The 14,506-nt window shown below is 51.3% G+C and carries 11 protein-coding genes; 3 read left to right on the top strand and 8 right to left on the bottom strand.

The annotated features are described in order from the left end of the window. Positions 1-10: 10 nt before the first annotated feature. The gene (locus J4650_RS17440; protein WP_001239243.1) at positions 11-226 is read right to left on the bottom strand and encodes a DUF2754 family protein; all 216 of its coding nucleotides are present in this window, start codon (positions 224-226) and stop codon (positions 11-13) included. Between the two features lie 267 nt (positions 227-493). Between J4650_RS17440 and J4650_RS17435 the strand changes: the two genes are divergently transcribed. After that, on the top strand, positions 494-802 hold the full coding sequence (locus J4650_RS17435; protein WP_000763139.1) for a YaiY family protein: 309 nt from the start codon (positions 494-496) through the stop codon (positions 800-802). 37 nt (positions 803-839) lie between these two features. Here the strand turns inward: J4650_RS17435 and yaiW are convergent, their stop codons facing one another. Continuing rightward, complete coding sequence (yaiW, locus tag J4650_RS17430) at positions 840-1,934, bottom strand: surface-exposed outer membrane lipoprotein YaiW (protein ID WP_023993789.1); 1,095 nt, start codon at positions 1,932-1,934, stop codon at positions 840-842. A gap of 14 nt (positions 1,935-1,948) precedes the next feature. Next, a complete protein-coding gene (gene sbmA / locus J4650_RS17425) occupies positions 1,949-3,169 on the bottom strand; it encodes a peptide antibiotic transporter SbmA (protein WP_000477024.1) in 1,221 nt (406 codons plus the stop codon). Positions 3,170-3,515: 346 nt separating this feature from the next. On the opposite strand from sbmA, the gene ampH reads away from it, so the two are divergent. Further along, positions 3,516-4,673: a D-alanyl-D-alanine-carboxypeptidase/endopeptidase AmpH gene (ampH, locus tag J4650_RS17420; RefSeq protein WP_000830777.1), complete on the top strand. Its 1,158-nt coding sequence runs from the start codon at positions 3,516-3,518 to the stop codon at positions 4,671-4,673. Between the two features lie 44 nt (positions 4,674-4,717). Here ampH and iprA read toward each other — a convergent pair whose 3' ends face one another. Next, positions 4,718-5,341 carry a hydrogen peroxide resistance inhibitor IprA gene (gene iprA / locus J4650_RS17415; RefSeq protein WP_000950242.1) on the bottom strand — a complete coding sequence of 208 codons (624 nt, stop codon included), beginning with the start codon at positions 5,339-5,341 and terminating at the stop codon, positions 4,718-4,720. An 85-nt stretch (positions 5,342-5,426) separates the two neighbouring features. Then, entirely contained in the window at positions 5,427-8,312 is a 2,886-nt protein-coding gene (locus tag J4650_RS17410) for an autotransporter outer membrane beta-barrel domain-containing protein (RefSeq protein ID WP_023993790.1), read from the bottom strand. Positions 8,313-8,824: 512 nt separating this feature from the next. Between J4650_RS17410 and hemB the strand changes: the two genes are divergently transcribed. Continuing rightward, entirely contained in the window at positions 8,825-9,799 is a 975-nt protein-coding gene (gene hemB / locus J4650_RS17405; RefSeq protein WP_000130724.1) for a porphobilinogen synthase, read from the top strand. Between the two features lie 103 nt (positions 9,800-9,902). Here hemB and prpE read toward each other — a convergent pair whose 3' ends face one another. The 3 genes from prpE to prpC are packed head-to-tail and all read right to left on the bottom strand — an operon-like array spanning position 9,903 to position 14,490. Next, complete coding sequence (gene prpE / locus J4650_RS17400; RefSeq protein WP_000010220.1) at positions 9,903-11,789, bottom strand: propionate--CoA ligase; 1,887 nt, start codon at positions 11,787-11,789, stop codon at positions 9,903-9,905. 40 nt (positions 11,790-11,829) lie between these two features. Beyond that, a complete protein-coding gene (locus J4650_RS17395; RefSeq protein WP_000107067.1) occupies positions 11,830-13,281 on the bottom strand; it encodes a bifunctional 2-methylcitrate dehydratase/aconitate hydratase in 1,452 nt (483 codons plus the stop codon). A gap of 39 nt (positions 13,282-13,320) precedes the next feature. After that, positions 13,321-14,490: a 2-methylcitrate synthase gene (gene prpC, locus J4650_RS17390; RefSeq protein ID WP_000132746.1), complete on the bottom strand. Its 1,170-nt coding sequence runs from the start codon at positions 14,488-14,490 to the stop codon at positions 13,321-13,323. Positions 14,491-14,506 lie beyond the last annotated feature (16 nt).

The following is a 14,506-nucleotide window of genomic DNA, read 5'->3' as shown; positions in this document are numbered from 1 at the left end:
AGCGCAACGTTTATCGGGCGTCTTTTACCTCATCCTCTTCGCGCCGGCGAATGATGAACCCCGCCAGCCAGAAGCTAATAATCCACGTTACCAGCCCAACGCCATAGGTTTGCCATCCTTTCGCCTCAAAACCCAGCAATCCTACGACACCATTCAAAATAAAGATAAGGCCAATAGAGAAGGCATAGTAGTGCCAGTCACGACGAATTTTTACGGGCAAACGCATAACGACTCCGACGTATTAACAGCAACAAAAACGTATTTTTACATACTTCTGGCGAGCGAGTCTGTGGGGGATACGGAATTTCTTAAATGTTAATTGATTTTGATAAAAGTGATCGTTTTGTGACAACTAACAAAAATTTACGCGATGGATACATTCCGTATGTGAAATTACCATGATTCTGATATTGACAAACACAATGACCTGTCAGACTTCACAGTAAGCCGATGGCATAACGCCAGATCGTAGCCGATCATCCTGGAGGTCTTTATGGCTGATTTCACTCTCTCAAAATCGCTGTTCAGCGGGAAGCATCGAGAAACCTCCTCTACGCCCGGAAATATTGCTTACGCCATATTTGTACTGTTTTGCTTCTGGGCCGGAGCGCAACTCTTAAACCTGCTGGTTCATGCGCCGGGCATCTATGAGCATCTGATGCAGGTACAGGATACAGGTCGACCGCGGGTAGAGATTGGGCTGGGCGTCGGGACGATTTTTGGCCTGGTGCCCTTCCTCACGGGCTGCCTCATTTTCGCCGTTATCGCCGCGTTTTTACGCTGGCGTCACCGTCACCAATAAACCTTAGCGCGCTGGAGAAAATATCCCAGCGCGAAATTTATCGCCCCATACACCGCGCCCGCCGCTCATCAACTCGTTTAGCAAACCAGGCGGTCGTCAGCTTACGCGTGATCTTCGGGCTTTCCAGTTGAATACCGGGCAACATTTCCCGCGCAAGCGTCTTGCCCGTTTTGGCCTCGGCCAGTTTATAGACTTTCTTGTAGAGCGCCGTTTTTTCAAACGCCAGGCTATCGCCTTTCTCCAGTTGGCTGCGAATTTCACGCTCACTCATTCCCAACTGCCCTGCCAGTTTGCGCACCGCTAACTCTGTTTTGCCCGGCTCCTTGCTGTTATAACGAATCAGATCGCCATCCAGCGCCAGTTTTACCCCACTGGCTTTACTGACGGCATTCTGGAACGCAGCGTTACGGCTGGCGTACCATCCCGCGTTGAAGTCGGCGAAGCGGAAAACAGGCGCGCTGTAGTTCGCCGGGTAATTCAGCAAATGGTAAGTTCCAAACCACAACCCGCCACGGCGCGTAAAGACCTCCTGACGTACCGTACCCGTCATCTTCCACGGATAACCTTTCGCGTGCTGTTCGGCAAAGGCAATGCTGACCTGCATCGGGCCGCCCGTATGCACCGGGTTATATGAGCCAAATAGCGTCTGCCCCATAGGAACCATATTGATTAAATCGTCAAAAATAGCGCTAAGCTGTTTTTCGGTTTTTACCGTGTCCAGCCGTTCGCTATAGCTCTTGCCGTTGGGGGAGTTAATTTTCAGCGCGGTGTGCACCAGAAACAGCGGGATGTGTAGTCGTTCAGCGCGGCGATCAATCTCCTGCCAGGCGATTTTACTTAGCCCCGGCACGACAGGATCCGCCTGATAACCGGACTCCTGCTGGGCGACAGCCAGCACCGAACAGATATTTTCTACCGTCGGCGCCAGCCCCTGGCTCTTAAACGTTGTCGCGATATCTTTCGCCCAGGCCTCTCTGTCTTTGACACTGGCCGGCATTTTCTGACGTACTACGCTTACCACGTCGACAGGCTTCTCGCCCTTGCTCACCGGCTGCCCGGATTGACTACTACAGCCAGCCAATATGGCGACCGCCAGAAAAGGCAGAGGATAAAGACGGGACGCCGCCGACATAACGTTTCCTTCTGTTAGCTAAAAGAGTGGGTCACTTCCTGAACTGGCTGACCATCCAACTGGCGTTCAAAGCTACGTAAACGTTTATAAATAGACATCAGCTCCACCAGAGTCGTCCAGGAGTTAATCAAATACTGGAACGAACCGCGCACCTGACCAAACACGTTGGTGATTTGCGTCATCAGCCCCAGCGTAATCGTACCGGCAACAATGGAAGGAAACAGCAGGAACAAACCGAAAACGTTATCGACCTGCAAATAGAGAATGCGCGCGATGTTGAAATACATATAGTGAAAGTAGAGACGGAAGTAGTTATGGCGCACCGCGCTAAACAGTTCACGGACGGTGGGCGGCGTGGCGCGGCTGGCGTCATCTTCACCGTAGACCAGCTCCTTACGATAAGCGGCTTCCACTCGCTGATTTTTAAATTCCAGCCCCGGCAATTTGATCCCGACGACCGCCAGCAGGCCCGTCCCCATTAATGACCAGACTATAGCGGCAATGACCAGGCCGTAAGGGATATGTCCTACGATGGGTAAATTCGGCACATGCGCTGACAGGGTGACCAACACCGGCAGAAAGGCGATAAGCGTCATGATGGCATTGATAAAACTCACGCCCATGTTCTCCAGTGTAGAGGCAAAACGCATGGTGTCTTCCTGCACACGCTGGGCGGCCCCTTCGATATGGCGCAGGTACTGCCAGTGCGCCATATAGTGCTCATTCATTGCGGTACGCCAGCGAAATACATAGTGGCTGACAAAGAAGTTGTTCAGCACGCCGATCACCACGGCGATAAGCGCAATACCGAGAAATACCCCTACTTCATGATAAAATTGACCAAGAGTGACCTTGTGCGGCGAGCTGAGCGCCGTTTGAATCAAATCATAGAACGGCGCGTACCAGGCGTTAACCGCGACGCCAACCTCCACCAAAAACCAGGTGACAAAAATAATGAGCGAGGTGCCAAGTATCGACCAGTACTGCCAGCGGTGCGGGCTATAGATGAACCAGAACGTTGCAAATAATCCCACGCAAATCAGGTAATAAGCATAAAAAATCAGATAGTCCAGCGACCAAAAGCGCGCTGCGCTGATAGGCACTTCATCGGATGCCCCTACAAGTCGCGCCACCCAATCTCCTCCTCCCGCCTGCCAGAAAATGACGGCGATCAGCGCCCAAACAAACGCCGACATGAAAAACGGCCCTGGCTTTGGGAAAAAAGATTTAAACATCATGCTCTCCTGCTAACTTCTTATCTTTATTACGGCTGCTGTGACGGCGACAATAGCACGCCATGCCCACGCAAATGAAAGGGCTAAACCAGGCATTGTGACCTACGTTGTGACGCTTAGTTCGCATTTCTGCTCAACAGAATTGTTTCGACGAGTTTCATACACAGCAGGCACGCTGACGCTATCAGGTTATCACAAGCGCTCTATCACAAAAGTAAACATTCTCCATCACGAAAACCCGCCGTTACGTTTTTTCACCCACTTTTTTCTCTTTAACGTTTTGCAATGTGCCGCCGGGTAGTATAAATACGCATAATCACTGTTATTTCACTTATGGACATCACCGTTGAAACGTAGTCTGCTTTTTACTGCCATGCTGTTTGCGGCATCACTTACTTCTGTCCAGGCGGCTCAGCCGATTGCCGATCCGGTTTTTGCCTCTGATATCGTTGATCGTTATGCCGAGCATATCTTTTATGGTAGCGGCGCCACGGGCATGGCGCTGGTGGTGATCGACGGCAATCAACGCGTGTTTCGTAGTTTCGGTGACACCAGACCGGGAAATAATGTTCGTCCACAGCTTGATTCGGTCATTCGTATCGCTTCTCTCACCAAGCTCATGACCAGTGAAATGTTGGTAAAATTGCTCGATCAGGGAACGGTAAAATTAAACGATCCTCTCAGCAAATATGCGCCTCCCGGCGCGCATGTCCCGACGTATCAAGGCACGCCGATTACGTTGGTCAACTTAGCAACCCACACCAGCGCGCTTCCGCGAGAACAGCCAGGCGGCGCGGCGCATCGTCCGGTATTTGTCTGGCCAACCCGCGAACAACGCTGGAACTGGCTCTCCACAGCAACGTTAAAAGTCGCGCCCGGTTCGCAGGCGGCCTATTCCAATCTGGCGTTCGACCTGTTAGCCGACGCGCTGGCGACCGCCTCCGGCAAACCTTATACGCAACTGTTTGAAGAAAAGATTACTCGCCCGCTGGGAATGAAAGACACCACGTTTACCCCTTCTCCCGATCAGTGTAAGCGTCTGATGGTGGCAGAAAAAGGCGCAAGCCCCTGTAATAATACGCTGGCTGCCATTGGCAGCGGTGGGGTCTATTCTACGCCAGGAGATATGATGCGCTGGATGCAACAGTATCTGTCGTCAGATTTCTATCACCGTAGCCAACAGGCCGATCGTATGCAAACGTTGATTTATCAGCGCACACAGTTAAAGAAAATCATTGGGATGGACGTACCGGGTAAAGCCGACGCGCTCGGTCTGGGCTGGGTCTATATGGCGCCAAAAGACGGACGTCCTGGCATTATCCAGAAAACAGGAGGCGGCGGCGGTTTTATTACCTATATGGCGATGATCCCACAATATAATATTGGCGCTTTTGTGGTCGTAACCCGTTCCCCCCTCACGCGTTTTACCAATATGAGCGACGGGATTAACGATTTGGTTACTGAGCTAAGCGGCAATAAACCGATTGCTATTCCCGCATCCTGAGTCGTCGCGCCTCGCGCTATATCAGACGAGGCGCAACCTTCTTGTTAATATTCGGAGGGCAAACGGTTAATACTGATCAGTTTGCCTTTATTCATTTCAATGTAATTACCCTTACGCAGGGCCGCGAGAACTTCCGCCACCACCGATCGCGATACGCGCGTTCGTTGATGAATATAATTCATAACACCAATACGTGAGCGAAGTTCTTCATCCCACTCAATCATTGTCATTAACGTCGCACGAATCTGGTCGTAAGAATTATTACCAATGAGCTGCTTGTCACGAAGTTCCAGTACCTGACTTTTCCATACTATCCAACAGAAGGCTTCACGCCACAGTTGGTTTTGCTCAATGATGGCGAGAGTTTGTGATGATGAGAGGCGATAACCGATGCAACCGCTCTCCGCAATTAATTTATATTGTGCCTCTTTTTTCGCCACACCATCGGCTAAACCGAAAATAAAGGGGGCCTGCACAATACCAATAAGAACTTTATCACCCCGAACTAACGAAACAACCCCCTCTAAAATAACAAAGGTATGGGTATTACTTTCATCAGGTGAACAGATAATCTCTTTATCATTAACAAACTCGAAACGCGTACCATGCTTAGAAAGGCATTTATCGAGTCTGTAGAATTCCTGTAGTGGCTTGCTTAAAGATAACATATGCATTCCTTGCAATAATGCCCGTCAAGTCCTTGACGGGCATTTTTCAGTTTAAATTACCTTTATTTCTCCTGAGAGAAAATGATTACCAGGTATATTTAACACCAACGTTTGCAGACCAGTCTTGATCAACATCACCGCCGCCGAGGTAGTTAGCATCGGTGTAGGCGCTGAAGTTCTTCGTGAAGCTGAACTGAGTACCCAGACCAACACGTACCGCAGAACCTTCTACGCCGTTGTCGATAGAGTCGCCGTTTACGTCAGCATCGTTGTTGGAGTCGTCGTAAACGTAAGCCAGTTTGAAGTACGGGGTCAGCGCCTGATCTTCGCTGTAAGTGAAGGTATAACCTGCATCTACACCGAGTTCATAACGCATGCTGTCGTAAGACTGACCGTCAACTTTCATGTCGTTGCTCAGCTGGTAGTCATCGCCAGACTGGAACAGACCGGATACGCTGCCGTAAGGCGTTACGTAGCCTGCATCACCCAGCTTCAGATCATAACCCAGTTTCAAGCCGAAGCCCCAGGCGTCAGAAGAGGTGTTGCCGTCAACGTAAGTACCGTCGCTCATGTTAGCAGACAAATCGTTGTTGAAGTGAGAGTAGCTCAAGTTACCGTCAACAAAGATGTTGTTTGCGAAACGAGCGGAAGAGTAGATGTAGGCAGACTGGCTGTCCTGATCCACCTGACCGGTACGATCGCTCAGATCGCCTTTCGCGAAGCCTGCTGCCGCACCAACGATCCACTTAGCGTTGTTACCATCAACTTTGGTATCAACACCGACCATGATGCCATTAACATCCTGATCGTAGTTAATGGTGCCGTTGTCGCCGTTGAAGTTACCGCCGAAGTAGCTTACCCATGCGCCGCCGTTATCCGCCAGGCCATGACGAGCGTTGGTCAGACGAGTACCAACGGTGTCTTGTTCCAGGTTCCAGATATTGGTGTTCGCAGAAGGAATGCTCAGCGCCATGTTAGCGTAGTCGGTCAGTTCCATCTGTTCCAGCACGACAGTGTTGCCTTCCTGCTTAGCCTGATAGGTGTAAGCACCCAGGTCAGCTTTGTTTGCTGCAGAGAAGGTCGCGTCGGTGTTTATGTCATTGACATAAATCAGCTCGTTGCCTTTGTAATCCGCAACAGAACCGGCACCAGTAGCGTTGTCGATGCGCACTTTATAGTTACCAGTTGCGGCTACAACGTTGTCAGTGGTGCTACTTGCATCAGCCTCGTCACCATTGTTGATATCGCCGTTACCATTGATAGTCAGGTGACCGTCAGAGTTCATCGCAACAACGCCGTAACCGTAGTTAGCCTGAGTAGTATCCCAGGTACGGTCGTTCACCAAATCGGCATTTAGGGTATAGTCATTGCTATGAATGTTGAGCACACCAGCATAAACATTGCCATTATTATCCGCAACGTTACTGCTAGTCAGTTCTAACGTATCAGTATCAATGACGCTATCTGCGTTTGTATTGTTGGTTTGAATATCTAACATACCACCGTGAGTTACGGTAATAGTATTAGCGTACAGTGCATCATCACTCCATGCACTGCTGACATCATCAGCCAAAGTAACTGTACTGAAAGTATCAACGGTCAGGTGATCAGTATCAACGTAGCCACCTTCCCCGATGTTCATAGCTGAACCACCGTTTAGAGTAATGGTATCAGCGGTTAAACTGGAGCCATTAGCAACATCAACCTGAGAGCCGCTATTTACTGCTAAGGTATCTATTACAGATGTTTTTGTGGTATCCCACTCAGATCCATTATTCAAGCTGACGTCAAAGATACCGCTCTGGAAGGAAGCAGCACTATTAACACGTCCCCAGGCATCATAATTAGTCGAGTCTGGATCTAAGCTATTGGCATCAACATCATAGAATTGCACTGGATCCATTGACTGTGAATCATTAAACGCCGCACCAACCCATTTAGTGTTATTCAGGGTCAATGTCAGGTGATCAACGTTTTGATCATCATCTGCCCAACCACCATTCGTATAGACGGTAGTGGAATCATCGACTAAACGGCCGTCAGAATAGAAATTATAATTCCAGGAGCTCTGAAGGACGACATCCCCCAGTAACTGCGAGTCGGTAAACGTAACGTTGTTTACCATACGGTAATTTGAATAAGGATCGTCAACAAAAGCTAAAGCAACATCATCTTTATTCCAACCATTGCCATTATAATCGCTTGGTTCACTTGAATTGCCAAAATGGCCTTGTTCTTCATCTTCGGACCAAGAACCTGAAGTTACAGTTGAATTCGCTACGTTAATAGTGTTATCCCACTGATGTGCTTCGGTTGTATATGTTGAATTGCCAAGATCTTTTTGGTAAAGAGCAATACCAGCCACATGAGAATTGTTAGTAATATTAATATTACTTTCAACATCAAGGGTTATAGCAGTGCCTAAACCAGCAGTAACCAATTTGTCATAATCGGTTTTGACTGTTTTTCCATCAGAATCGAGATAGGTATCAGTGAAGTAAAACGCCTCAAAGTCATCATCGATTGTAGAATTAGAAATGTTTAGATTAAAAGTATCATCATCAACCCAATCATGGGTCGTATAATCACTACCGTTAGTCCAAACATATTGACCGTAGCCAATCTGGTAAGAAGTAATCATACCATGAATGGTTGAGTTGGTAACATCCAATGTATTCGCAGTATCATTGGCGTAATCATGATTCAGATAAAAAGTTGAAATGACGCCATTTACAGTGTCACCAGTAAATTTTGTATCAAAATAGCCGCTATCACTAGCTGGGGTGTTGTAGACATAACCACCATAAGTTAGATAGTCATGATCGTTGGTATTATCCCAGCCAAAAACAGTGGCTGCATCGTCATGGTACCCAAAAGTATCATATGTAGTAGCATTCGCCTGAGAAGTGATTGCCAGAGTGCAAGCCAATGCTAATTGTGAGACTACAAGTTTCTTTTTCCAGGAGTGCATTTGTCATCCCTCCTCAGGGACGTAATATAGTTGATCCATCAATTATCAATGCATAAAAACATAGAGATGTTTAGCAAGAAGGATTATGCGGCGTCATTGCTAAAAGGTTCAATTATTCTTTATCCTCAGTCCGGATTCGGACATGAATTAAAAGGACGTAATAAAAGGAAAATTTATAATTGAAAAGCATTCTTTTTCATGGCCTTACAAGAAAATAAAAAAACAAAACACATATAAGATAAATATGGATTAAAGAAAAACAAAATAAACATGAATAATGTTGAAACCCACATTTACTTAAATGACGATGAAATAAAACTAAAAACAACGTAAAACTAATTCTTATTTAAAATGATATAGTGCCTGAGGTATTAATCTTCGGTATATAAAGGAAGCGTCATGTTCTGCTGCCGCTGGGGCTGCGCCTGCTACGTTAAGGACCGTTTTCGTAAAACATCTGCCTGCAGATTCAGGTATACTGGGCCTTCGATTCCACAAACATCAGGCAGACCATGACAGACCTTATCCATCGCCCTCGCCGCCTGCGCAAATCCGCTGCGCTGCGCGCTATGTTTGAAGAGACAACACTTAGCCTGAACGACCTGGTGTTGCCGATCTTTGTTGAAGAAGAACTCGACGATTACAAAGCTATTGATGCCATGCCCGGCGTAATGCGTATCCCGGAAAAGCAACTGGCGCGAGAGATTGAACGTATCGCAAATGCTGGCATTCGTTCCGTTATGACCTTCGGCATTTCTCACCATACTGATGACACCGGCAGCGATACCTGGAAAGAAGACGGACTGGTGGCAAGAATGTCCCGCATCTGTAAGCAAACCGTGCCGGAGATGATCGTCATGTCCGACACCTGCTTCTGCGAATACACCTCGCACGGCCACTGCGGCGTGTTGTGCGAACACGGAGTGGATAACGATGCGACGCTGGCCAACCTCGGCAAGCAGGCCGTTATCGCGGCGGCGGCTGGAGCAGATTTTATTGCGCCCTCCGCAGCCATGGATGGACAAGTCCAGGCTATCCGCCAGGCGCTGGATGCCGCCGGTTTTACCGATACGGCAATAATGTCCTACTCCACTAAGTTCGCCTCTTCTTTCTACGGCCCCTTCCGTGAAGCAGCGGGTACCGCGTTAAAAGGCGACCGCAAAACGTATCAAATGAATCCGATGAACCGCCGTGAAGCGATTCGTGAATCACTGCTCGACGAAGCCCAGGGCGCGGATTGCTTAATGGTGAAACCGGCCGGCGCGTATCTGGACGTGCTGCGTGAAATCCGCGAACGCACAGAGTTGCCGCTTGGCGCTTACCAGGTGAGCGGTGAATACGCCATGATTAAATTTGCTGCTATGGCTGGCGCCATCGATGAAGAAAAGGTCGTGCTGGAAAGTCTGGGCTCGATTAAACGCGCCGGCGCCGATTTGATTTTCAGTTACTTCGCGCTGGATCTGGCTGAGAAAAATATTCTGCGTTAATTCTGTTACAGGGCGGCGCGCTGCCGCCCTTTCCCGACTTTACACCCCACTATTCAGTCGCTGAGCCTGACCCGTTGCCGAACACGGCTTATCCGGCTTACGGCTATTCCTCGATCGCCTGGCGAATTTGCTGCAACGACGCGGGATCGTCAATGGTTGTCAGATCGCCCGGATCGCGGCCTTCGCAGATCGCCTGGATCGTGCGGCGAAGCATCTTTCCGGAACGCGTTTTGGGGAGCTGCGAGACAAACCAGACATGCGCCGGACGACCAAAGTGACCGATCTGGTTGTCCACCAGCGCCATAATCGCGTTTTCCTCGTCGCGCGCCGCCTCGCGATCCGCCAGCGTATCGCTCTGCTTCGGAATGACAAACGCCACTGCTACCTGCCCTTTCAGAGCGTCTTTTATCCCCACTACCGCCACTTCCGCTACGTTCGGGTAGCTGGAGATACTTTCTTCTATTTCTCGCGTCCCCAGCCGATGACCCGCAATATTAATCACATCATCGGTACGGCCCAGAATAAAGTAATACCCCTCGGCGTCGCGGATTCCCCAGTCGAAAGTGGCATAAACCTGACGGTTAAACAGCGACCAGTAAGTCTTCACAAAACGCGCATCGTCGCCCCAAATAGTCTGAATACAGCCCGGCGGCAGCGGCCCTTCGATCACCAGCATCCCCTTTTCATTTATGCCGCAAGGTTCGCCGGTGACTTCATTGAGTAGCTGGACGTTATAACCGTACATCGGCACGCCGGGACTTCCCAGACGCGACGGCCTGTCGTCCAGCGCGCGGGCCAGCGCCATGATCGGCCAGCCGGACTCCGTCTGCCAATAATTGTCGATAACCGGCACACCCAGCGTCTCCGTCACCCAACTGGCCGTCGGCTCGTCCAGCGGCTCACCGGCCAGATAAAGCGCCTCCAGCGAGGAGAGATCGTGATTGCGGATTTGCGCCGTCGGGAATTTTTTCAGCACGCGAATCGCGGTCGGGGCGGAAAACATCCGGTTAACCTGGTATTTCTCGACAATTTTCCACCAGACCCCGCAGTCCGGGTACGTCGGCAGTCCTTCGTAAACAATAGTCGCCATGCCTGCCAGCAACGGCGCGTAAACGATATAGGAGTGGCCGACGACCCAGCCGATATCCGATGCGCAAAAGAATACGCCGCCCGCCTTGCCGCCAAAAATGGTGTCCATCGAGGTTGCCAGCGCCACCGCATAACCGCCGACGTCGCGCTGGACGCCTTTCGGTTTGCCGGTAGTGCCGGAGGTGTAAAGAATGCACGAGGTTTCATTGGATTCCAGCCACGCCACCGGCACGCTCGCACCGAGATGCTGCTGGCGCAACGTGGCAAAATCCAGATCGCGCCCATCCACCCACGCCATTTTCGCCAGCCCTCTGTCCACCAGCAGAACGTGTTTCGGCTGATGCTGCGCCTGCGCAATAGCGTCATCAAGCAGCTTTTTATACGGCAGGATTTTACCGCCCCGCGCTCCAGCATCCGCCGACACAATCAGCGCCGGTCTGGCATCGTCAATGCGCGCCGCCACGCTGTGCGAGGCAAAACCGCCAAAGACCACCGAATGGATCGCGCCAATGCGCGCACAGGCCAGCAGGGTTATCTGCGCTTCGGCAATCATCGGCATATAGACCAATACGCGATCGCCACGCTGCACGCCCAGCGACAGCAGCATGGCGGCCACAGCGTTGACTTCATCATGCAACTGGCTGAAGGTAAATGTGCGCTCTTCATCGGTCTCTGATGAGACGGCAATCAGCGCCAGCGCCTCCGGCTGCTTATCCCGCCAGCGGTCAACGGCGTTATGACATAAGTTAGTGGTGCCGCCGCAAAACCAGCGGGCAAACGGTGGACGGCTATGATCCAGCGTCTGCGTAAACGGCTGTCGCCAGTCGATACGCCGGGCCTGCTCGGCCCAGAACGCCTCCGGTTCGTTAATGGAACGCTGATAAAATTCGCTAAAAGACATCACGCTCTCCTGTTGAACTTACGCCTTACTGCTGGCTGGCTCAGATGACATATAAATCGAGGTATTCGTTAACCGGCATCTGCTCCAGGCGGGCTCTGTCCAGGGAGACATCCAGAATGCGTTGCTGCTGGCGAGTCGGGAACTGACGCGCCAGGTTAATTTTAAATTTTTCGATAAGCTTCGGAATACCGTCGGCGCGGCGACGCGCATGACCAATCGGATACTCCACGACAACCTCGCCAAAGCGTGAGCCATCAGTAAACTCCACGGTGATCGCATTGCCGATAGCACGTTTTTCCGGGTCGTGATAGTCGGCGGTAAAAGCCGGGTCCTCATAACACACGATCTTCTCGCGCAGGGCGTCAATACGCTTGTCCTGCGCCACCTCGTCTTCATAATCCGCCGCGGTTAACCGCCCGAACAGCAACGGCACGGCGACCATATACTGGATACAGTGATCGCGGTCCGCCGGGTTATTGAGCGGGCCTTTTTTATCGATAATGCGGAGACAGGCTTCGTGGGTGCGGATGGTCACTTTCTCGATATCCGCTGCCGTTTTACCCGCGGCCTGCATCTGCTCATACAGCGTCATCGCCGCTTCGACGGCGGTTTGCGAGTGGAATTCTGCCGGGAAAGAAATTTTGAATAGCACGTTTTCCATCACGTAGGAGCCGTAAGGACGCTGGAAACGGAACGTTTCACCTTTGAATGAAACGTCGTAGAAGCCCCAGGTTTTGGCGGTGAGCGCCGAGGGATAACCCATCTCGCCGGTTTTCGCCATCAGCGCCAGACGTACCGCGCGCGAAGTCGCATCGCCCGCCGCCCAGGATTTGCGCGTACCGGTATTCGGCGCATGACGATAAGTGCGCAACGACTGCCCATCCACCCACGCCAACGATACCGCGTTAAGGATCTCATCGCGCGTCAGCCCCAGCATTTCAGCGACCACCGCAGTCGAGGCCACTTTCACCAGCAGCACATGGTCAAGCCCGACACGGTTGAAGGCGTTTTCCAGCGCGATGCAACCCTGAATTTCATGGGCTTTGATCATCCCGCTCAATACCTGTTTCATGGTCAGCGGCGCTTTGCCGGCGGCGACGGCGTTGCGTGACAGCCAGTCCGCAATCGCCAGAATACCGCCGAGGTTATCAGAAGGATGGCCCCACTCGGCGGCAAGCCAGGTATCGTTAAAATCGAGCCAGCGGATCATCGCGCCAATGTTAAAAGCTGCCTGTACCGGATCGAGCTGGAACTGGGTGCCCGGCACGCGTGCGCCGTTGGGCACCACCGTGCCTGGCACGATTGGCCCAAGCAATTTTTTACAGGCCGGGTATTCCAGCGCTTCCAGACCACAGCCGAGCGTGTCGAGCAGGCAGTAATGCGCGGTGTCGTACGCCACCTTTGAGGTGATGTCGTAATTCATAACGTAATCAACGATATCAACGATTTCACGGTCAAAGTCTGGGCGGATGTTCAGTTCTTGGGTAGACATAGGGTACGTTTCCTGCGTTTTATTTTTAATAAGAGTGAGTTAGCAACGATCGTCTATCGAGACAAACGGACGATCTTCCGGCCCGGTATAGTTGGCAGAGGGACGAATAATTTTGTTGTCCTGACGCTGTTCAATAATGTGCGCCGCCCAGCCGGTAACGCGGGCGATGACAAACAGCGGGGTGAACATTTCGGTAGGGACGCCCATCATGTTGTAGGAGACCGCCGAAAACCAGTCGAGATTCGGGAACATCTTTTTGGTCTCCCACATCACCGTTTCCAGACGGTCGGCGATGTGGTACATCTTCAGCGAGCCGCCTTCTTCTGAAAGCTGTTTCGCCACCCGTTTGATCACCTGATGGCGCGGGTCGGCGATGGTGTAAACCGGATGTCCAAAGCCAATCACCACCTCTTTGTTTTCCACGCGTTTACGGATATCCGCCTCTGCCTCGTCCGGCGTTTCATAACGCTGTTGAATTTCCAGCGACACCTCATTCGCCCCGCCGTGTTTCGGGCCGCGCAGCGCGCCAATCGCGCCGATAATCGCGGAGTAGACATCCGAGCCGGTTCCGGCAATCACCCGGCTGGTAAACGTCGAGGCGTTGAACTCATGCTCGGCATACAGCACCAGCGAAATATGCATCGCCTTTTCCCAGCTTTGGGTTGGCTTTTCACCGTGCAGCAGATGCAGGAAATGGCCGCCGATGGAATCATCGTCGGTTTCCGGCTGAATACGTTCGCCGTTGTGGCTGTAGTGATACCAGTAAAGAAGGATAGAGCTGAGCGAGGCCAACAGCTTATCGGCAATATCGCGCGCGCCGGAGACGGTATGTGCCTCTTTTTCCGGCAGGGTGCAGCCCAGCGCGGAAACGCCGGTACGCATCACGTCCATCGGGTGCGAGGCCGCCGGTAACGCTTCCAGAACGGTACGGACATTGGCGGGTAATCCGCGCAGCGCTTTTAACTTGCTTTTATACGCGTTCAGCTCGTCGCGGGTCGGTAATTTTCCGTGGATCAGTAAATGCGCGACTTCTTCAAATTCGCAGTGCTCCGCCAGATCGAGAATGTCGTAACCGCGATAGTGCAGATCGTTACCGCTTTTTCCCACGGTACACAGAGCGGTATTTCCGGCAGGTACGCCGGAAAGCGCGACCGATTTTTTAGGCTTAATGACATGCGTGTTGTTTTGCAGGATCGTCGTGTCTGTCATATTGTCCTCGTCATTA

It is taken from the genome of Salmonella sp. 32120201201600049SM, from assembly GCF_017572835.1.
Taxonomy (GTDB): Bacteria; Pseudomonadota; Gammaproteobacteria; order Enterobacterales; family Enterobacteriaceae; genus Salmonella; species Salmonella enterica.
Note: the sequence above shows the minus strand (reverse complement) of the source record. Positions and strands in the feature narration are given on the sequence as shown.

What these genes read in the sequence shown, in the direction of transcription:
- J4650_RS17410 (WP_023993790.1), bottom strand. Translation starts at nt 8,312, where the DNA reads ATGCACTCCTGGAAAAAGAAACTTGTAGTCTCACAATTAGCATTGGCT.
- J4650_RS17435 (WP_000763139.1), top strand. Translation starts at nt 494, where the DNA reads ATGGCTGATTTCACTCTCTCAAAATCGCTGTTCAGCGGGAAGCATCGA.
- J4650_RS17395 (WP_000107067.1), bottom strand. Translation starts at nt 13,281, where the DNA reads ATGTCTACCCAAGAACTGAACATCCGCCCAGACTTTGACCGTGAAATC.
- prpE (WP_000010220.1), bottom strand. Translation starts at nt 11,789, where the DNA reads ATGTCTTTTAGCGAATTTTATCAGCGTTCCATTAACGAACCGGAGGCG.
- iprA (WP_000950242.1), bottom strand. Translation starts at nt 5,341, where the DNA reads ATGTTATCTTTAAGCAAGCCACTACAGGAATTCTACAGACTCGATAAA.
- sbmA (WP_000477024.1), bottom strand. Translation starts at nt 3,169, where the DNA reads ATGTTTAAATCTTTTTTCCCAAAGCCAGGGCCGTTTTTCATGTCGGCG.
- hemB (WP_000130724.1), top strand. Translation starts at nt 8,825, where the DNA reads ATGACAGACCTTATCCATCGCCCTCGCCGCCTGCGCAAATCCGCTGCG.
- yaiW (WP_023993789.1), bottom strand. Translation starts at nt 1,934, where the DNA reads ATGTCGGCGGCGTCCCGTCTTTATCCTCTGCCTTTTCTGGCGGTCGCC.
- prpC (WP_000132746.1), bottom strand. Translation starts at nt 14,490, where the DNA reads ATGACAGACACGACGATCCTGCAAAACAACACGCATGTCATTAAGCCT.
- J4650_RS17440 (WP_001239243.1), bottom strand. Translation starts at nt 226, where the DNA reads ATGCGTTTGCCCGTAAAAATTCGTCGTGACTGGCACTACTATGCCTTC.